Annotated in this window: 19 protein-coding genes; 10 read left to right on the top strand and 9 right to left on the bottom strand. The window is 54.7% G+C overall.

Features of this window, described 5'->3' with window-relative positions:
• Positions 1-9: 9 nt before the first annotated feature.
• Together ACOTXI_RS08815 and ACOTXI_RS08820 are read right to left on the bottom strand one after the other, a co-directional pair.
• On the bottom strand, positions 10-456 hold the full coding sequence (locus ACOTXI_RS08815) for a DUF421 domain-containing protein (protein ID WP_023327438.1): 447 nt from the start codon (positions 454-456) through the stop codon (positions 10-12).
• A gap of 9 nt (positions 457-465) precedes the next feature.
• Positions 466-969 (bottom strand): hypothetical protein, encoded by a 504-nt coding sequence (locus ACOTXI_RS08820; RefSeq protein WP_058654788.1) that lies wholly within the window; start codon positions 967-969, stop codon positions 466-468.
• Positions 970-1,107: 138 nt separating this feature from the next.
• Here ACOTXI_RS08820 and ACOTXI_RS08825 point away from each other — a divergent pair, with 138 nt between their 5' ends.
• From ACOTXI_RS08825 to ACOTXI_RS08840, 4 genes are all read left to right on the top strand, one after another.
• Positions 1,108-1,497 (top strand): YdeI family stress tolerance OB fold protein, encoded by a 390-nt coding sequence (locus ACOTXI_RS08825; RefSeq protein ID WP_008502282.1) that lies wholly within the window; start codon positions 1,108-1,110, stop codon positions 1,495-1,497.
• Positions 1,498-1,561: 64 nt separating this feature from the next.
• Positions 1,562-2,446: an SDR family oxidoreductase gene (locus ACOTXI_RS08830; protein WP_058653737.1), complete on the top strand. Its 885-nt coding sequence runs from the start codon at positions 1,562-1,564 to the stop codon at positions 2,444-2,446.
• A gap of 180 nt (positions 2,447-2,626) precedes the next feature.
• Positions 2,627-3,550, top strand: a complete 924-nt coding sequence (locus ACOTXI_RS08835) for a LysR substrate-binding domain-containing protein (RefSeq protein WP_045335826.1) — start codon at positions 2,627-2,629, stop codon at positions 3,548-3,550.
• Positions 3,551-3,800: 250 nt separating this feature from the next.
• Positions 3,801-6,182 carry a glucose/quinate/shikimate family membrane-bound PQQ-dependent dehydrogenase gene (locus ACOTXI_RS08840; protein WP_058653738.1) on the top strand — a complete coding sequence of 794 codons (2,382 nt, stop codon included), beginning with the start codon at positions 3,801-3,803 and terminating at the stop codon, positions 6,180-6,182.
• A 119-nt stretch (positions 6,183-6,301) separates the two neighbouring features.
• On the opposite strand, the gene ACOTXI_RS08845 is transcribed toward ACOTXI_RS08840, so the two are convergent.
• The 3 genes from ACOTXI_RS08845 to ACOTXI_RS08855 all read right to left on the bottom strand — a co-directional run bounded on the left by ACOTXI_RS08845 (position 6,302) and on the right by ACOTXI_RS08855 (position 9,578).
• The gene (locus tag ACOTXI_RS08845; protein WP_058653739.1) at positions 6,302-7,993 is read right to left on the bottom strand and encodes a methyl-accepting chemotaxis protein; all 1,692 of its coding nucleotides are present in this window, start codon (positions 7,991-7,993) and stop codon (positions 6,302-6,304) included.
• Positions 7,994-8,153: 160 nt separating this feature from the next.
• On the bottom strand, positions 8,154-9,272 hold the full coding sequence (locus ACOTXI_RS08850) for an S-(hydroxymethyl)glutathione dehydrogenase/class III alcohol dehydrogenase (protein ID WP_008502287.1): 1,119 nt from the start codon (positions 9,270-9,272) through the stop codon (positions 8,154-8,156).
• A 30-nt stretch (positions 9,273-9,302) separates the two neighbouring features.
• The gene (locus tag ACOTXI_RS08855) at positions 9,303-9,578 is read right to left on the bottom strand and encodes a metal/formaldehyde-sensitive transcriptional repressor (RefSeq protein ID WP_008502288.1); all 276 of its coding nucleotides are present in this window, start codon (positions 9,576-9,578) and stop codon (positions 9,303-9,305) included.
• Between the two features lie 199 nt (positions 9,579-9,777).
• Between ACOTXI_RS08855 and ACOTXI_RS08860 the strand changes: the two genes are divergently transcribed.
• Positions 9,778-10,401, top strand: a complete 624-nt coding sequence (locus ACOTXI_RS08860) for a hypothetical protein (protein WP_008502289.1) — start codon at positions 9,778-9,780, stop codon at positions 10,399-10,401.
• Positions 10,398-10,895 (top strand): surface-adhesin E family protein, encoded by a 498-nt coding sequence (locus ACOTXI_RS08865; protein ID WP_008502290.1) that lies wholly within the window; start codon positions 10,398-10,400, stop codon positions 10,893-10,895. The genes ACOTXI_RS08860 and ACOTXI_RS08865 overlap by 4 nt, the downstream gene beginning before the upstream one ends.
• A 149-nt stretch (positions 10,896-11,044) precedes the next feature.
• Here the strand turns inward: ACOTXI_RS08865 and ACOTXI_RS08870 are convergent, their stop codons facing one another.
• A complete protein-coding gene (locus ACOTXI_RS08870; RefSeq protein ID WP_032622995.1) occupies positions 11,045-11,974 on the bottom strand; it encodes a LysR family transcriptional regulator in 930 nt (309 codons plus the stop codon).
• A gap of 90 nt (positions 11,975-12,064) precedes the next feature.
• Here ACOTXI_RS08870 and ACOTXI_RS08875 point away from each other — a divergent pair, with 90 nt between their 5' ends.
• From ACOTXI_RS08875 to ACOTXI_RS08885, 3 genes are all read left to right on the top strand, one after another.
• Positions 12,065-12,541, top strand: coding sequence for a GNAT family N-acetyltransferase (locus tag ACOTXI_RS08875; RefSeq protein ID WP_008502292.1), 477 nt, complete (start codon positions 12,065-12,067; stop codon positions 12,539-12,541).
• Positions 12,542-12,665: 124 nt separating this feature from the next.
• On the top strand, positions 12,666-13,334 hold the full coding sequence (locus ACOTXI_RS08880) for an epoxyqueuosine reductase QueH (RefSeq protein ID WP_008502293.1): 669 nt from the start codon (positions 12,666-12,668) through the stop codon (positions 13,332-13,334).
• 119 nt (positions 13,335-13,453) lie between these two features.
• On the top strand, positions 13,454-13,726 hold the full coding sequence (locus tag ACOTXI_RS08885) for a DUF883 family protein (protein ID WP_008502294.1): 273 nt from the start codon (positions 13,454-13,456) through the stop codon (positions 13,724-13,726).
• 29 nt (positions 13,727-13,755) lie between these two features.
• Here the strand turns inward: ACOTXI_RS08885 and ACOTXI_RS08890 are convergent, their stop codons facing one another.
• The gene (locus ACOTXI_RS08890) at positions 13,756-15,219 is read right to left on the bottom strand and encodes an EAL domain-containing protein (protein ID WP_058653741.1); all 1,464 of its coding nucleotides are present in this window, start codon (positions 15,217-15,219) and stop codon (positions 13,756-13,758) included.
• A 276-nt stretch (positions 15,220-15,495) separates the two neighbouring features.
• Between ACOTXI_RS08890 and ACOTXI_RS08895 the strand changes: the two genes are divergently transcribed.
• Complete coding sequence (locus ACOTXI_RS08895; RefSeq protein ID WP_032663545.1) at positions 15,496-16,380, top strand: hypothetical protein; 885 nt, start codon at positions 15,496-15,498, stop codon at positions 16,378-16,380.
• 35 nt (positions 16,381-16,415) lie between these two features.
• Here the strand turns inward: ACOTXI_RS08895 and ACOTXI_RS08900 are convergent, their stop codons facing one another.
• A complete protein-coding gene (locus ACOTXI_RS08900) occupies positions 16,416-17,591 on the bottom strand; it encodes an HlyD family type I secretion periplasmic adaptor subunit (protein WP_008502297.1) in 1,176 nt (391 codons plus the stop codon).
• The gene (locus ACOTXI_RS08905; protein ID WP_058653742.1) at positions 17,588-19,768 is read right to left on the bottom strand and encodes a type I secretion system permease/ATPase; all 2,181 of its coding nucleotides are present in this window, start codon (positions 19,766-19,768) and stop codon (positions 17,588-17,590) included. Before ACOTXI_RS08905 ends, ACOTXI_RS08900 begins: the two co-directional genes overlap by 4 nt.
• Between the last annotated feature and the right edge of the window lie 49 nt (positions 19,769-19,817).

The following is a 19,817-nucleotide window of genomic DNA, read 5'->3' on the forward strand; positions in this document are numbered from 1 at the left end:
TGCCGCCTCTTATTTCTCGAAAGGAATGATTGAAATATGTCCATTGCGCTCAAGTATGGCATATTTAATTTGGCTTATTTCGGTAATTCCATTATTCTGACGCGCGGAAACCAGAATATCATCGCAAGAGACATCAACCTTTTTGAGTTTATCCGCCAGGGGAATGCCGTTTTCCACCAGAATCACAGGAGTGCCGTCCAGAATATTCTCTACCGGGGAAAAATACTTTTTCATAAGGCCAAAAATAATATCCACTACCACCAGGGTGGTAATCGTAATCATCGCGCCGGTGACGGAAAAATCCTGCCCCAGAAGTGCCTGCTGCGTGGCTTCACTAATTATCAGGAGAAGAATGAGATCAAAGCTGGTCATCTGCAGCAGCGCGCGTCGCCCGGCCACTTTAAATACCACCACGAGGAACAGATAAATAGCCAGCGCACGAAAGACCATATCCATATCAGCCTCCTAGGGGTAAATAAATTGCCAGAGGGTGAGCTCCGGCTCGTTGTTTACGCGGATGACCGAGTTCCATTTACCGGCCCGGGACGGTGTGGTAAAGAGTAATACCGAAAAGTTGTCCGTCTTTTTCAGGTTGTGATAAACAAAATAGAGGCTGTTTCCATGGCTGAACATGGCGTCCGGCTGGGGCCAGACGCTGCCAGGATCATACGCATCGCTACTCTCGCTGGTGACGCTGAGGGTATAGGCCCCCTCCGTTTTCACCGGAAACGCAAGCTGAATCCGTGTCTCCGTCTCACGCCGCCCAAAGCGCTCATAGTTTATGGTCAGCGACTTAGCGGAATTTGTTTTTACCGTATCGCTGACTATTCCGCTTGAAAACAGACCGGCAATGGCGGCAACGATAATACCTAACAGAACAATAAACCCCACCTGACGAAACGCGTATTCAAACGTCAGCAAGCGATATCTTTCCTCAATCCCGGGTAACTTTTCATTTTCACGCTTCATGGCCATAGTCACCGTTTCGCTTATTATCCGATAATTTTGATTTCTAACGCGATTGTTTTTAGGACTTATCACATTTGCCACATAAAGGAATAGCAACAATACTTAATAAGTCAAGACACCCAAAATGAAGGATATCCGATGAAATTATCGCTTATTTCCGCTTTTTTGATATTTCTGGTTCCGGCCGCATGGGCAGATAATAACGGCGGGTTACAAAAAGGTGAAGCCCCGCCGCCGCCCCACGCCCTGGATAGCGGATATCGCGGAACCGATGACGCGCGTATTATGACCATCGATCAGGCAAAACAACTGCACGACGGTGCGACCATTTCATTACGCGGTAATCTTATTGACGGTAGCGGCGATAAGTTTGTATTTCAGGATAAAACCGGAAAAATCGACGTTATTATTCCCCAGGCAGTCTTCGACGGCAGAACGGTAAAACCCGACCAGATGATCAGCATCAACGGTTCGCTTGATAAAAAATCATCTCCTGCCGTCGTCCGTGTCGATCGTTTGCAGAAATAATTCAGCGAAGCGTTAACGCTGCAGTTATCCATCAAATCTCACCCCTTGGCTTAAGGAGTCAGCTATGAGTGATACCCAACAACGTACGAACGCTTACCCGCAGCCCCCGTTCCCGGAACAGCCGCAAACGCCACCGGGACTGGCATCCGAAATGCAACCTGTACCCGACCACGGGGAAACTAGCTACAAAGGGCATGGCCGCCTGGCCGGTAAAAAAGCGCTGATCACCGGCGGTGACTCGGGTATCGGTCGCGCAGTGGCCATCGCCTATGCCCGTGAAGGTGCAGACGTGGCCATTAACTACCTGCCTGAAGAGGAAAAAGACGCCGCGGAGGTCATCGACCTGATCAAAGCCGAAGGCCGGAACGCCGTCGCGCTGCCGGGGGACGTTCGGGACGAAACCTTCTGCCAGAATCTGGTCGAAGAAGCCGTCTCGAAGCTGGGCGGGCTGGATATTCTGGTCAATAACGCCGGTCGTCAGCAGTTCCATGAATCCCTTGAAGAGCTGACCACCGAAGATTTTGACGCGACGTTTAAAACCAACGTCTATGCCCCCTTCTGGATCACGAAGGCGGCGCTGCGCCACCTTAAAGCCTCGTCCGTTATCATTAATACCTCCTCCGTTCAGGCCGTGAAGCCGAGCCCGGTGCTGCTCGACTACGCCCAGACCAAAGCCTGCCTGGCGGTATTTACCAAATCCTTAGCCAAGCAGCTGGGTCCGAAAGGCATTCGCGTCAACGCGGTCGCCCCTGGCCCTTACTGGACGGTGCTGCAATCCAGCGGTGGCCAGCCGATGGAAAAAGTGAAGGAGTTTGGCGGCGATACCCCGCTGGGACGTCCGGGTCAGCCCGTCGAGATTGCCCCGCTGTACGTCACGCTGGCCTCGGATGAATGTTCATTTACCTCCGGCCAGGTATGGTGTTCTGACGGCGGTGACGGCGTGATCTAACCCCTTAACCCTCCCTCTCTGCAATGAGCAATAAATGAACAAGGACGTTCACATTTCTTTCCCTGCCGAAAAACATGTTGTAACTCAAACAGATCAAATGTTAAAAATATTTTGCTATCAAGTTATCAAAATTAAACAACTTAGCTTGTCACCCGCATCGCTCTGTTTTTAACATCGCCTATGGAAAAAAATGGTCTGTTCAGTCAGCGCATACGCTTGCGCCATTTGCATACATTTGTGGCCGTCGCTCAACAGGGAACGCTGGGGCGTGCGGCTGAAACTCTTAACCTGAGCCAGCCTGCGCTCTCGAAAACCCTCAACGAGCTCGAACAGCTGACCGGCGCCCGTCTTTTTGACCGGGGTCGGCTGGGGGCGCAGCTTACCATCGTGGGCGAACAGTTCCTTACGCATGCCGTTAAGGTGCTGGATGCGCTCAATACCGCAGGCCAGTCGCTGCATCGAAAAGAAGAACACACCAGCGAGGTCGTCCGCGTTGGGGCCCTGCCCACCGCCGCGCTGGGCATTCTTCCGCCGGTGATTGGCCAGTTCCACAAGCAGCAACGGCATACCACGATCCAGGTTGCCACCATGAATAACACCATGCTGCTTGCAGGGCTGAAATCGGGCGAGCTGGATATCGGGATTGGCCGCATGTCCGACCCTGAACTGATGGGCGGTCTCAATTACGAGCTGCTGTTCCTGGAATCCCTGAAGCTGGTGGTTCGTCCTGATCATCCGCTGCTGCAGGACACGGTGACGTTAAGCCGCGTCATGGAGTGGCCGGTGGTGGTGTGCCCGAAAGGGACCGTCCCACGTCAGACCGCCGAAACCTTGCTGCAAATGCAGGGGTGTACGCTGCCCTCAGGGTGTATCGAAACGCTGTCAGCCTCGCTTTCACGCCAGCTCACCCTCGACTATGACTACGTCTGGTTCGTTCCCTCCGGCGCGGTAAAAGATGATTTGCGCCAGGGCACGCTGACCGCTCTCCCCGTAACGGCCCCCGGCGCCGGTGAACCTATCGGCATTTTGACCCGGGTAGATACCCCGCTTTCCTCGGGCGCGCAGACGCTGCTGAGCGCCATCCGTAAATCGATGCCGGTTTAATACCCCTCACCCTAACCCTCTCCCCTAAAGGGGCGAGGGAACAGACCTGCGCGTTAATCAAATAATGCGAAATCATTCATTAACAATTGCGTAAAACAATTTAACAGTTTTATCATAGCCGTGAATTCACCAAATGGTTCACAAGCAGTTTGATATAAACGAATTCACCCGTACTAATCATCAATCCCACCGCATTTATTACCCAACTGGTACATACCCGACACGGCGGCGGGATCTAAAGGAGAGAGAAATGGCATTTGGCAGCGCGCCACGTGGAATACCGCGTATTCTGCAGTGGCTTCTTGCCGGACTGATGATGCTCATCGGTCTGGCGGTCGGCGGGTTGGGCTTTAAGCTCGCCACCGTAGGCGGGAGTAGTTACTTCCTGATAATGGGCGTGGCAATGGTGATTGCCGCGATCCTGATTTTCCTCAACCGCACCAGCGGGATCCTGCTTTACGGCATCGCGTTTATTGCCTCGCTGTTCTGGGCGGTAAGCGATGCGGGCTGGGATTTCTGGCCGCTCTTCTCCCGCCTGTTTACCTTTGCCGTGCTGGCGTTCCTGTGCGCCATCGTCTGGCCCTTCCTGCGTGCGGCAAACCACACTGCACCGAACAAAGCTCCCGCTTTTGGCGTCGCGGCGCTGCTCGCGGTGGCCATGCTGGTCAGCCTCGGCTGGATGTTTAAGCCGCAAACCCTTGTGGCAGCGAACGAGCCCGTGCCGGTGAAACCCGTCGCACCCGGCGAGCAGCAAAAGAACTGGGAGCACTGGGGCAACACCACCCACGGCGACCGCTTCGCCGCGCTGGACCAGATTAACAAGCAAAACGTCAGCTCGCTGAAAGTCGCGTGGGTTGCGCACACCGGCGATATTCCGCAGAGCAACGGCTCGGGTGCGGAAGATCAGAACACGCCGCTGCAGGTTGGCGACACGCTGTATGTCTGTACGCCGTACAGTAAAGTGCTGGCGCTGGACGTGGATTCCGGTAAAGAAAAATGGCGCTACGATTCCAAAGCCACGGCCCCTAACTGGCAGCGCTGTCGCGGTCTGGGCTATTTTGAAGACCACTCCACCGTGACAACGTCACAGGCAGAAACACAGCCTGCGGCATGCCCTCGCCGCCTGTTCCTGCCCACCACCGACGCCCGTCTGATTGCCATTAACGCGGATAACGGCAAGGTCTGCGACGACTTTGGCGACCATGGCACCGTGGATCTGAGCGTCGGCATGGGTGAGATTAAGCCCGGATATTATCAGCAGACCTCCACGCCGCTGGTGGCCGGAAACGTTGTTGTCGTCGGCGGTCGCGTCGCGGATAACTACTCGACCGGCGAGCCGCCGGGCGTGGTCCGCGCCTACGACGTTCACACCGGTAAGCTGGCCTGGGCGTGGGATCCGGGTAATCCGAACCTGACCGGCCTGCCGCCGGAAGGCCAGACCTACACCCGCGGTACGCCGAACGTCTGGTCTGCGATGTCCTACGACGCCAAACTGAACCTGATCTACCTGCCAACCGGCAACGCCACGCCAGACTTCTGGGCGGGCGAGCGTACCGCGCTGGACGATAAGTACAGTTCCTCCATCGTCGCCGTCGACGCGGCCACCGGCCAGGTCCGCTGGCATTTCCAGACCACCCACCATGACCTGTGGGACTTTGACCTGCCTTCCCAGCCGCTGCTGTACGACCTGCCTGACGGCAAGGGCGGCACCACGCCTGTGCTGGTGCAGACCAGCAAGCAGGGCATGATCTTCATGCTTAACCGTGAAACCGGCAAGCCGGTGGCGAAGGTCGAGGAACGCCCTGTCCCGGCGGGTAACGTTGAAGGTGAACGCTACTCCCCAACCCAGCCGTACTCCGTAGGCATGCCGATGATTGGCAACCAGACGCTGACCGAGTCCGACATGTGGGGCGCGACGCCAGTCGACCTGCTGCTGTGCCGCATTCAGTTTAAAGAGATGCGTCATCAGGGCGTCTTTACCCCGCCTGGTCTCGATCGTTCCCTGCAGTTCCCGGGCTCACTCGGCGGGATGAACTGGGGCAGCGTCTCCGTTGACCCGAACAACAGCCTGATGTTCGTCAACGATATGCGCCTGGGTCTGGCAAACTATATGGTGCCGCGCGCGAACGTGGCGAAAAATGCCAGCGGCATCGAGATGGGGATTGTCCCGATGGACGGCACGCCCTTCGGTGCGATGCGTGAACGCTTCCTGTCGCCGCTGGGCATTCCGTGCCAGAAGCCGCCGTTTGGCACCATGTCGGCCGTTGACCTGAAAACCGGCAAGCTGGTGTGGCAGGTTCCTGTTGGTACGGTGGAAGATACCGGCCCGCTGGGCATTCGCATGCACATGCCAATCCCAATCGGCATGCCGACGCTTGGGGCATCGCTCTCGACCCAGTCCGGCCTGCTGTTCTTTGCCGGCACCCAGGATTTCTACCTGCGCGCGTTTGATACCGCCACCGGGAAAGAGATCTGGAAAGACCGCCTGCCGGTCGGCAGCCAGTCCGGGCCGATGACCTACGTGTCGCCGAAAACCGGTAAGCAGTACATCATCATTAACGCCGGTGGTGCCCGCCAGTCGCCGGATCGCGGTGATTACGTTATCGCGTACGCGTTACCTGATAAGAAATAACCGATGAACAAAGGGACCTTTTGGTCCCTTTTTTTTGCCCGGTGGCGCTTCGCTTACGCGGGCCTACAAATACAAGTAGGTCGGGTAAGGCGAAGCCGCCACCCGACAAAACACGCGACTCAGAACGTCTCCCAGTTATCCCCCGAAACTGTCGCCGCCGGGCGCAACGGCGCGCTCGTCGCCACTGGCGCTGACGCCACCGCGCGGTTCGGCTTCGCACCGCTCAGACGAAACGCCCCAACCGCCTCGGTCAGACGCGCGCCCTGTTCTTCCAGAGACGCCGCCGCCGCGGAGGCTTCTTCCACCAGCGAGGCGTTCTGCTGGGTCACTTTATCCATCTCCGAAATCGCCTGGCTCACCTGGACGATACCGCGACTCTGCTCATCGGACGCCGCGGCGATCTCCAGCATGATGTCGGTGACGCGCTTCACCGCGTCGACGATCTCATTCATGGTGTTACCGGCGGCAACAACTTCACCGGACCCCTGGTCGATCAGCGAAACCGATTCGTTGATCAGGCTTTCGATCTCTTTTGCGGCATTCGCACTGCGGCTTGCCAGGGTGCGCACTTCACTGGCCACCACGGCAAATCCGCGCCCCTGTTCACCCGCCCGCGCCGCTTCTACCGCCGCGTTAAGCGCCAGGATATTGGTCTGGAAGGCAATGCTGTTAATCACGGCGGTGATTTCAGAGATCTTCTTCGAGCTGCTGGAGATATTGCCCATGGTTTTCACCACGCCGGAGACCATCTGGCCGCCGCGGGTGGCTTTCCCGGAGGCATCTTCCGCCAGCTTGCTGGCATGATGGGCGTTATCGGCGTTCTGTTTCACCGTCGCAGTAAGCTGTTCCATGCTGGCGGCGGTCTGCTCGATGGCGGCAGCCTGCTGCTCGGTGCGGGAAGAGAGATCGGTGTTACCGGCAGAGATCTCGCTGGTGCCGCGGTAAATCTCCTCCGCCCCCTGACGCACGGTGCCGACCGTTTTTTCAAGCGAGTGCTGCATGGTTTGCAGATCCCGCGTCAGGCGGCCAATTTCGCTGCGCCCGGCCACGTCGTCCGGCATCGTCAGGTCGCCCTTAGCGATATTCTCGATACGTTTCGCTGCCCGCTGCAGCGGATTGATTACCGTGCGGCGCAGCACGACAAAGGTCATCGCCGTCAGCACCAGCGCCAGCGCAAACGCGCCCACCATAAACATCAGGCCCAGCTGCGTGCGGCTGTGCGCCTGCGCCGTTAGCGCATTGGCACGGTCGGTACGGATCTTAATCGCCTTCAGCAGTACGGCGTTGTAAGCGTCGTCCAGCGGACGCGCCGTTTCGTTTTCGTGGTTGATGATCGCCTCGAACATGCCGTTATTGGCGAATTTGACCATCGGCTGCATGCCCGCGATATAGGCGTCATACCGGGTCTTAAGCTCCGCATCCAGCGCTGCGCCCTCGGCGGTACGCACGGCGCGATTCATGTAGGCGGTAAAGCTCTCCTGAGACTGCTTAATGCGCGTTTCCGCCTCGCTGATGTTCTGCTTCATCGCATCCATCTCTGCGATACGGCTTGCCGCACCGGCGTGGATCAGATTGATACGCGCGGTTCGCAGATGGTTTGAGCTGTTCGACAGCCCCATACGCACCTGAATTTCAGCTGTGACATCCTGCTGATCGTTATCGGCCTGCAGCAGGAAATACCCTGCCAGACCCGAGCTCAAGGCAAACAGAAGAATAATGCCACCGAGAATGGAGGAAAACAGCGGAACCAGCCTGATGTGATGCAAGAAGCCCAGCCTGCGCTGCGCCAGCATCGAAGTAGTGTTGTCCATGACCGTCGACTCTCTTGTAGGTAAGATGCGTAAAAACACGCCTGTTAAATAGTCATCGGCACGGCAGAGATTTAGATTACGGCTAAAAACGCCGCACTGGTCACACTTTAGAGAAGATTATTAAAGAAATGCCAGCGGCGAAAAACCGCTGGCAGAAGAGTTACTTGTCGCCGAAATGGATAACGGTACGGATGGATTTTCCTTCGTGCATCAGATCAAACGCCTCGTTGATCTGCTCCAGCGGTAAGCGGTGGGTAATGAACGGATCGAGCTGAATCTTGCCGACCATCGCATCTTCAACAATACCCGGAAGCTGGGTACGGCCCTTCACGCCGCCAAACGCGGAACCGCGCCATACGCGCCCGGTGACCAGCTGGAATGGACGGGTTTTAATCTCCTGACCCGCACCGGCCACGCCAATGATGATGCTCTCGCCCCAGCCTTTGTGGCAGCACTCCAGCGCGGAACGCATCACGTTGACGTTGCCGATACACTCGAAGCTGAAGTCCACGCCGCCGTCGGTCATCTCGACGATGACGTCCTGAATCGGCTTCTCGTGATCTTTCGGGTTCACAAAATCGGTCGCGCCCATTTCACCCGCCAGCCTGAATTTCTCCGGGTTGGTATCGACCGCAATGATACGACCGGCCTTCGCCTGCACCGCGCCCTGAATCACCGCCAGACCAATGCCGCCGAGACCGAACACCGCCACGGTATCGCCCTCTTTGACTTTTGCGGTGTTATGCACCGCGCCAATACCGGTGGTCACGCCGCAGCCCAGCAGGCAGACTTTATCCAGCGGCGCCTGAGGGTTCACCTTCGCCAGCGAGATCTCCGCGCAAACGGTGTATTCGCTGAAGGTGCTGGTGCCCATGTAGTGATAAACCGGCTCGCCGTTGTAGGAGAAACGGGTCGTCCCGTCGGGCATCAGCCCTTTCCCCTGGGTGGCGCGAACGGCCTGGCAGAGGTTAGTTTTGCCGGATTTACAGAACTTACACTCGCCACATTCCGCAGTGTACAGCGGGATCACGTGATCGCCCGGCTTCAGGCTGGTCACGCCCTCGCCCACTTCTACCACAATCCCGCCGCCTTCATGGCCGAGCACCGCCGGGAAGACACCTTCCGGGTCGTCGCCCGAGAGGGTAAACGCATCGGTATGACATACGCCGGTATGGGTGATTTTGATCAGCACTTCGCCTTTTTTCGGCGGTGCCACGTCAATTTCAACGATTTTGAGCGGCTGGCCGGGGCCAAATGCAACTGCAGCGCGAGATTTCATATGTCTTCCCTTCTTGTCAGGTATGTGGATTTATTTTAGATAAGAGCGCAGTAAATGGCCGACTTCCGCCATGCGAACGGCACGCTGATCCGGCGTGGTGTCCCCCGCTACCAGCTCATCTTTGAGGTGAATTTCAACCATTTCGCCCATCAGGCCATTGGCAGCCCCGCGCACGGCGGCAATTTGCTGCAGGATGGCCAGACAGGGGTCGCCCGACTCCAGCGCGCGTTCCAGGGCATCAACCTGGCCCCGAATGCGGCGGACGCGGGTAAGAATACGTTTTTTATCTTCGGGTGAATGCGGCATACGCCCTCCTGATACTATAGGGGGGTATGGTACCTATTTTGTTACCGCTGTGTAAACCTAAAGATGAGAGGGTTGAGGTTTTGTACAAAACTCGGGGGAGGCATTGAATACGCCAGATAACAAAGCAAAATAAAAAGCGTAAAGTCTCATTCTGATAAGCCGATAAAAACAGGGTCTTTTTTTAATATAGGGATATTACATGCGTAAACTCATCTCCTCCATTGGGCTCATAGCAGGTATGGCTGTAGCCACACCCGCGGTTCACGCCAGCACGTTGACACAAACGTTGACCCGCTGCGACTCAACCTTTTTCAACGAGATTTATCATCAGCGAGCCAAACTCAGCCGCGTAGCCCCCTTAACGCTCAACAAGCATTCGCAGGCCTGGTTCAAAGCCCCTGAAGACGGCAATCGCACCATCTGGTTTGCTCAACCGCTGCATGAATTAAATCTGACGGTATCGGGATATTACCTGCAAACCAGCAATCTCGATGAAATCAATTACGGTAAGTACTATTACTGGGGACTCATTTTCAAAGAGTCACAAGAAGAAGTGATGTCCAGACTTGATCATTTGTCCTGGAAAAAGGCGGGAGATGATTATGTTTCTCAGACGATGATTAAAATCAACCCAAACAGTGACTGGGAAGACAACGCGCAGGCGGTGTCAGGTATTGCTCCGGCAAAAGAAAGTACCGAAAAGCTGTTAATGCTCAGCAAAAGCAAAGACGGGACATTATTGCTCTGTACCGTTCAGGGAAATGTAACGCCTGACATGCTGACGACATTACGACCTGATTTATCCGCAGGGGATGCGAAATGAAAAAGCTAACATGGCTGGTATTACTTATGCTGACAGGTTGTACCGGGACAAGTAAACCCCAGCCGCAGTCTACCCCCAAGCCACCGGCAGGCGTCATAAAAATCCTTGAAGATAAGAAAATTGCTTCGTATATCGATTTTCGGGTGATTTCAACTTATCAGGGTAACGACCACTTACGCCGCTTTTATTTCATCAATAACTACGCCGAGCAGACACTCATTATAAAAAATCCTCCCGTCTACATAGCGAGCTCACGGGCAATCGACGTGATTAACTGCGACAAAAACCAGCGTGCCGTTATGGCGCGAACCTATTTTTCGAAACCGTTCGCGGAAGGCGATGTCGTACATGTGACACAGGATGTGGGACAATGGGAAAGTTATCCGAAAGACTCTCTTTTTGGGATAATAGCGGAAAGCATGTGCAGTATTCCCGTTGAAAAACTCAAGCCAGAGCCAGCGAAAGATAATCGAAAACCGTTACTGGATGAATAAAATCTTCCGGACCTAAGCTTCTATGGACAGACTCACTCTGCTCTACATGAAAGCGCGGGTTGGGCTGTCCGCTAACAAATAGCCTGCCGTTAAATTGACGATCCGTTACTGACCGTCCTTTCTGCCGGGCGGCACTGCGCTTACCCGGCCTACCGTCCCCTGGCAGCCTGCGCCAGCGTTTGCAGTTCCTCCTTCAGCCAGCGCGTTGCGCCCCGCTGGCCGCTGCGTTTATGCGAGTAAATTTTCACTTCAAACGTGCGTATCGAGAACGGTAAAGGAAAAATCCTCAGGCCTGCTGCCGCAACCAGCTTCTCAGCGGCGTATCGAGGGATGGCCATCAGCAGGTCGCTTTCCGCTACGATAAACGGTGCGCTGAGCATTGACGGCGTTTTGATCGCGATTTGTCGGGTATAGCCCAGCTGCTCAAGCCGTACGTCAAGAACGCCCTGCTTCTCATTCCATGGCGTCACCACCAGGTGTCGGGCCGCGAGATACTCCTCCAGCGTGAGACGCGTCCGGCGCGCGTTGCTGATGACCACATACTCATCTTCAAACCAGTCGATCTCTTCCAGCTCCGGGTGCCGGATATCATCCTGAGTGCTGAACCCCAGCGCGAGATCCACTTCACCCGCCAGCAGTTCCGTCAGCGCCGGGCTGTGCGGCAGATAGCGCAATTCGAAACGCAAACCCGGGGCCGCAAGCTGCAGCCTGTGCATTAGCGCCGGGAAAATGCACAGCGCGGTAAAGTCCGTTATCGCAATTTGTAAGCACTCCGAACTGCTGGCTGCATCAAACTCCGGCTGCGGAGTCAGCTCATGATTCAGGAACGACAGTGCGGAAGCAATGGAAGGCGCAAGCTGAGAGGCATACACGCTGGGGGACATGCGGTGCCCTTCGCGGAAAAACAGCGGGTCATTCAGGGTGGCACGCAGACGCGACAGCGCATGGCTGAGCGCGGATGTGCTCATCGCCAGCTCGTCAGCGGCCAGGCGAACGGAGCGGTGGCGGTAAATCGCGTCGAAAACGGGCAGCAGGTTTAAATCAAGACGTCTCAGGGCCGGATGCATAGTATTCATCATTTGTTGATTTCATTGCACTTAATTCTTCAGACAATACGCCGTATGCTTAACGCCATCAATCAAGACGCACGCTAAAAAGCAGGAAAAACAATGAGCATCACCCTTCGTCAGGCACGCCCCGAAGATGCGGCAGCCATTTACGCCATGATTTATGAGCTGGCGGTGTATGAAAAAGCCCCGGAAGAAGTGGTTACCACACCGGAGGAGATCCGGGAAACGCTCTTTGGCGCAGGTACTAAAACCGAAGCGCTGATCGCGGAGTGTGAAGGCAAGATCGCTGGCTATGCCGTGTTCTTCACCAGCTATTCAACCTGGCTTGGCCGCAACGGGATTTATATGGAAGATCTGTATGTTTCCCCAGCTTATCGCGGCCTAGGGGCGGGAAAAGCACTGCTGAAACATATCGCCCAGCTCGCCGTACAACGGCAGTGCGGTCGCCTTGAATGGAGCGTGCTGGACTGGAACCAGCCCGCCATCGATTTTTATCTGAGCATTGGCGCGCTGCCGCAGTCCGAATGGGTGCGCTACCGTCTTGACGGAGAAGCGTTGCTCAAATTTGCCGAATAGCGGCACGTCATCCCCGAGAAGATCCCGCCCCGCGGGATCGCGCTTTCCTGCGTCGATCCCGTCTCAACAGATTATGAATTTATGCTACCCTTCCATAAATTTCATAAACATAGTGCAGAACGCCATGACGACAGCCCCTTTTATCCGCCCTCAACTCACCCTGCCAAACGGCGCTGACAAACTGCTGCTGCACTCCTGCTGCGCCCCCTGCTCCGGTGAAGTGATGGAGGCTATCCAGGCGTCGGGCATTGAGTACACCATTTTCTTCTATAACCCCAATATCCATCCGCAAAAGGAATACCTCATTCGTAAGGAGGAAAATATTCGCTTTGCGGAAAAGCACGGCGTGCCGTTTGTTGATGCCGATTACGACACCGATAACTGGTTTGAGCGCGCAAAAGGTATGGAATGGGAACCCGAGCGCGGCGTCCGCTGCACCATGTGCTTCGATATGCGTTTCGAGCGTACGGCGCTCTATGCGGCAGAAAATGGATTCAGCGTCATCAGCAGCTCGCTGGGGATCTCCCGCTGGAAGAACATGCAGCAGATAAATGACTGCGGCCAGCGTGCGGCGGCGCGCTATCCGGGTATGGTGTACTGGGACTATAACTGGCGTAAACAGGGCGGCTCCTCGCGCATGATTGAGATCAGCAAGCGAGAACAGTTTTACCAGCAGGAATACTGCGGCTGCGTTTATTCGCTCAGGGACAGTAACCTGCACCGTAAGTCACAGGGCCGCCCGCTAATCCGCATTGGGAAACTGTTTTACGGTCAGGATGACAATGAGAAATAACGGGTTCCGGGTATAGAGATATATCCGAAAACCGCCCTTTCAGGTGCCGAATTTAGCCTTTCGCCTGCCGTATCCACAAAGAGCGGCTATCCTTTAACTATCAACAAAAGGAGGCAAAAATGTCTGATTTCGGTACTGATAAAAACACCCAGTTTGCTGAAGACAAAGCAAAAAATAAATTTGATGAACTTGCAGGTTCAGCGCAGCAGCAGTTTGGTGAATTCGTTGATTCACCAAAACATCAGGTTAAAGGTGCTGCTAAAAAATATGCCGCTCAGGCCAGCGATGCCGTTTCCGATGTCACTGAAGCCGTCAGAAATAATCCCCTCACCGGCCTCGTTGCCGCGGGTGCAATCGGTATAGTTCTCGGCTTGTTGCTGGGCCGGAAATAACCCAGGGCCCTTCGGGGCTTTATTTTTTCTTAACTAAACAATCTGACCATGCGGTCTAACTCCTCCTCTTTCACGGCGCGCGATAAATAATATCCCTGAAAGTTCTTGATGCCCAGCTCGACTAATTTCTCAAACTTTTCTTCACTATCAACCCCCTCTGCAATACAGTCCGTTCCGGTCATGTCGCTGTAAACCTGTATCGCTTTAATCAAATTATAGTCATTGTCGTTTGCCACAAAATGCTCAACGATGTCCCGATCCAGCTTAAGCCCATCGAAATGCACCTGGCGCACCGGGAACATGGTTTGATGGTTAGAGAAGCAGTCATCCAGGAACAATCGACACCCCGTATTGCGTAAATGCCGCATGGTTTCAGGGATCCTTTTGTCCTTCGTCACGTCAATATCTTCTGCAAATTCAAAAACCAGCTTTTCAGCCCACTGCGGTTTGAGCAGCATGCCGATGGCTTTCCGTGCCATATCAGGCAAAGCATTCCCGGACGCCAGTCGAGGCGGAATATTCACTGAAAAATAATATTTCCCGTTATATTTATTAATACCTGAAACGGCGGCATGGATGACCAACGCCGTAATTTTCAGCCAGATTTCATGATTGGAAACATCCGTTAAAAAACTGGCAGGCTTGACAATTTTACCGTTTTTATTCCAGCGAATCAGGATTTCAAACCCAACCCCTTTTTTATCTCGATCGGTAATAATCTGATATGCCGGGAATATTTCCCGATTACGTAACGCATTAAAAATTTCGGCTTCTTTTTCCGTGAACCCCACTTTTTGACGCGGGTGTTTATCTGGTTTCTCTGCTTTAAAATTGTGCGGATCGTGTAACCAGCGCTTAATTAAACGTAATTTAAGCACTCCTTCCTTTCGGTGGGTATAAACCGTTTTATTCGACAATCCCATTCTATCGCACATTTCCTTTACGGACATACCACGATAGAAATTTAATAAAACGTCAATCTCTCTTCTTGTTAACCACTTTAGATTTTCTTCAGAGCCAATATCCATGTAGCGTTCGCGTAATACACGTGAACGATCCTTAAAGCTTTTGTAATGGGTATTAAAACAGCCTACTACATCCGAAACGCTGGCAACGCGAATCAATGATAATTGATAACTGTTATTTAAAAGACTGCCCAGCGTACGGTACAGCCAGCCGTCAGGAATATCACCATACAGGGTGACATGCCGAATAACGGGGAGTGCATTGAGTACCGAGGCCAGTCGCTTCAGGCTTTCCAGGAGATTGACGACACCTTTCCCGAGGAACACCACGATATGGGCATCCTGATTTTTAAGGATATTTTCAACATCCTGTTGGGATGCCTCATCTCCGTTAAAGTGAATTTGGGAAGCGTGGATCCCGTACTTATTGAGGATCGAACAATACCCCTGAAATGTGAAGCCGCAGGCTGAGATGACAAATTTATGTTTATCGCAAACCCCATTTTTGAGAGACATTTTTTGGGTCATAACCTGCTCCTGGGCACCAAAGCGCCATTTCTGTTTGAGTATGCATAAAATTTATTGCATGTGTTGCTAACTATAATTTTACAGTAGCACCCAGGGTTAAGAAACTGTTATCAGCCTAATTCACCGGAACATCTTTGCGTTAATCACAAACGTTTAACTATACTTTTCTTTTCAAATAACCACGGCAAATGTTTTATTCTCAGGGTATAATGAAAATTCCGAAAAAGAAGACTGGACACTTCATCTATCGGCTCATTCAAATACGAGAAAAATGCTATGGATAATCATATCTCATCCAGGGCCTTGCTACATCGAAGGGATGTCATAAAGAGCAATCCACGATTCGGTGAGGCAATATTAGAGCACTACACAATTAATGACACCATCTACAAAAAACAACCTTTGTTCTACAAGACAATGCTACAGGAATCACGGTTCAACATTATCCTCTCCATGTGTTGTTTTATTTTTGGCAATCAAGCCGAGTCAGTTTCTGAAATTAAAGAGTTATGTTCTCGCTATAAGATAGCCAGCCCCAACAGCGTTATTGCGATCATTACGATACTCAGAACCACCGGGCGCATCAGAACCTGGCGCTGTACGGAAGACAGACGAAAGACGAGAATCGCGCCAACCGAAAAAGGCCTGAATGAACTAAAGCGTTATATGTCCGGCGCTTTTTTGCCCGTCAGCATTCTTTATCCGACATTTAATATTAATGTAAACCTGCTGGACAATGATATTTTGAGAAGTAACTTCTTCCGCCGCGCGGCAGAATATCTTTTTCGGGGATTAACGTTCAGAAAGGTTTTGCCTGAAGTAGGATTATTTATTGATAAAGATGGTGGCCGTATGATTATGCTTTATCTTTACCTGCAGGCTATGAAAAACAAATCCGCCCATGGTGCCGTTATTGACTATTCAGCCAGCACGCTCGCAAAAGAATTTTTTGTATCGCGCATCCACGTCAACCGGATTATCAAATCAGCTCAGGAGGCGGGCTATCTGAAAGATCGGGGTGATGGTCGGCTATCGGTCTATCCGGCGTTTATCGAACTCGTCGAAAATTATGCCGGATTATATTTTGCGTATGTCACGCATTACATCAACGTGGTTCCTAAAGAGCGACGCCACGCTCACAACGTGACGTCAACCGTATAATTCACCAGGCGTTCGGTGTTCCGAACGCCCTTCACCTATCGTTCCCGCAGCGCCTCTTTTGCCTTATTCAGCGGTTTCAACAGATAATCCAGAATGGTTTTGCTGCCGGTTTTAATATCAACAGTGGCAATCATGCCCGGAAAGACCGGGAATTCCTGACCCTGCTTATTGGTCAGATGGTTACTGTCGGTACGAATATAGACGCGATAGTAATAAACATCTCTTTTCACCTCATCCTGCAGGGTGTCCGGCGAAATCATGGTCACTTCCCCTTCCAGCCCGCCGTAAATGGAGTAGTCATAGGCCGTCACTTTCACCAGCGCCTTCTGGCCAGGATGGATAAACGCCACATCGCGCGGCGAAATTTTCGCCTCAATCACCATCTGATCGTCAAGCGGAACCAGACTCATCAGCTTGCCGTTCGGCGGGATGACGCCGCCCACGGTCGTGACGTCAATATCCTTCACGATCCCGCGAACCGGCGCATTGAAGGTCAGTCGGGTCAGGGAGTCTTCCCGACCCTTCATCACCGAACGCTGGGCTTCAATCTCCGCATTGGCTTTCGCCAGCTCTTCGCGAGCGCGGACGTAATACTGGTTTTTCATCTCGGTGATTTTATTCTCAAGCTCATTTTTTTGACGCTCAAGACGCAGCACCTCCACCTTGCTGGCCGCCCCCTGGGTCACCAGCGGACGGGTCAACGACAGCTCGCGTTGCACCAGCTCGGCACCCTGACGTAAACCAGCCAGCCCCTTTTCAAGGCTCTCGCGACGGGACTGATAGAGCGCCGTTTCCTGCTTAACCAGCTCAACGTCGTCATCCAGCTCCTCGGGAAAAGTCAGCTCCGTGTCGTTAACTTCGGCCTTCAGGCGTGCCGCCGTGGCCAGCGCCGCATTCAGACGCGACTCGCTCTCCAGCACGCTCGACTCGGTTTTTGTCCGATCAAGCTGCGCGAGCTGCTGGCCGCGCTCGACGATGTCGCCTTCGCGCACCATCAGGCTGTGGATAATGCCGCCTTCCAGGGACTGGATGACCTGCTCATGAGAAGACGGTATCACCTTACCGCTGCCGGTCGTCACCTCATCAAGATGGAACAGGCTCGCCCAGGCGATAAACGCCGCCAGCAGGGCGAACAGCGACCATGCCACCAGCGTGGCGCGCGGAAGGCGCGGCTCTTTCAGTCGGCTATTAAAACGGGAGAAATCATTCATGCCGCGCCCTCCTCTGCAACCGCCGCCGGTTTCATGGTCACGGTGCGCTGTGCTGTCTTTTGCGGCACCATGCCGTGCTGGTGCAGGATGGCGTCGCGCGGGCCGTCCATCACCACCTTGCCGTTTTCCAGCACGATGATGCGGTCGACCAGATCCAGAATCGGCAGGCGATGCGTGGCCACCACCAGCGTCCGGCGTTTACCCAGCCATGTGTGAAGATGCTGAATAAACTGCTTCTCGCTCATTTCGTCCAGCCACGCGGTAGGCTCGTCCAGCAGCAGGATAGTCGGCGAGGTGATCAGGGCGCGCGCCAGCAAAAGCGCCTGACGCTGACCGCCGGAGAGGCCCGTTCCGCCCTCGTTGATGATAGTGTTCAACCCCATTTTCTGTTTGCGCACAAACTCCAGCGCGCCGCTGTTGACCAGCGCCTGGTGAATCTCATCGTCGGTCGCCAGCGGGTTGCCCATCAGGATGTTGTCCCGCACGGAGCCAAAGAACAGACGGGCCTGCTGGCTCAGCAGCTGCATGTCGCGACGCACGTCGGCCGGGTCGAGATGGTTAAGGGCAATATCGTCCAGCAGAATGCTGCCCTGCTGCGGCTCCTGCATGCCCGCCAGAAGCTGTAGGAGCGTGCTTTTGCCGGAGCCATTGCGCCCGAGCACCGCCACGCGTTCTCCGGCGCGGATCTGCAGCTTGCTGATGTTGAGCACGGTGAGTTTCTCTTCCTCGTCGTAATAAAACCCGACGTCCTCAAGCGCATAGTCGCCGCGCAGGTGGGCTTTGTGCACCTTCTTGCCGTGCTGCGGATCGTCAATCGGCCGCTGCATCAGGTCGTCCAGCCCCTTGCGGGCCACTTTTGCCGACTGCCAGCGCGAGAGCACGCCTGAGATCTGCGACAGCGGCGCAATGGTCCGCGACGCCAGAATCGAGGTGCCCACCAGCGCACCGGTGGTCATGTCGCCGCTGATGACCAGGTAACAGCCGACCAGCAGCACCACCGCGTAAACAATCGACTGCACCTCCTGCGTCCAGGTGAGCAGCAGGCCCGTCAGCCAGCGCTGCTTCATGCCGACGCTGGCGGCGACGTCGTTGGTGTTATTCCACTGGTTCTGGAAACGCTGCTCGGCGCGCATCAGCTTGATGTCTTCAATGCCCTGCACCGCTTCCACCAGCGTGGCGTTACGAATGGCGGATTCACGCATCCCTTCGCTGGAGAGTTTCCCCAGCGGGCGCTGCACCAGCAGGCCCGGAATAAGCAACAGCGGCACGGCGAGCAGGACCACCAGCACCAGCGGACCGCCAATGATCCACAGAATGAAGACGAACAGCAGGAAGAATGGCAGATCGGAGAGGGCCGCAATGGTCGTCGAGGTGATCAGCTCGCGCACCGACTCCAGCTCGCGGATCTGCGCGATAAACGATCCGGTTGATTTTGAGCGTGCGCCGTTTTTAATCCGCAGCGCGTGGGCAAAGACGCGTTCAGAGATGCGCAGATCGGCGCGCTTCCCCACCACGTCGGAAATGTGCACGCGCAGCATGCGCATGATGAATTCGAACACGATGGCAATCATCACGCCGCCAAACAGCACCCACAGCGTGGCTTCTGACTGCGACGGTACCACCCTGTCGTAGACCTGCATGGAGAAGACCATGCCGGAAAGCGCCAGCACGTTGGCGACCAGCGCCACCAGCATAATGTCGCCGTAGCGTCGCCAGTCCTTCAGCGCCAGCTGCCAGAACCAGTTTTTCTCATACGGTTTGATGTAGTCATCCACGCGGGCATCCGGCGTGGACTCGAGCGGGCGCAGCACCATCAGGCCCTTTAATCGCGACCCGAGCGCCTCGCGCGTCAGCGTCGTCTCCAGGCCGCCGTCGCCGCTGAACTGCAGGCTGACGTTGCCTTCGTTGTCCATGCGGTTGATCACCGCAATCTGCCCGCCGGTGAATTCCGCCAGCAGCGGCAGGCGCCACGGATCGAGGGATGCCGCTTCTGCCGCCACCACGCGCATCCCCAGCCCAAGCTGGCGCGCCATCTCCTCCAGCACCAGCTGGCGCGGCGACTGGCTTTCATGGTTAATCGTGACCCGAACGTGCTCCACCGAAAAGTCCAGCCGGTAGTGCTTCGCGATGATGAGCATGCCCTGCAGCCAGGGTTCGTACTGTGGATGTGTCTTCATAATCTCCGGGGTAACGCAATTCGTCTAAAGAAACGCCAAAAGGCCGCGG

This window comes from Enterobacter cloacae complex sp. BZL2005, assembly GCF_049238885.1.
In the GTDB taxonomy this organism is placed as follows: Bacteria; Pseudomonadota; Gammaproteobacteria; order Enterobacterales; family Enterobacteriaceae; genus Enterobacter; species Enterobacter roggenkampii.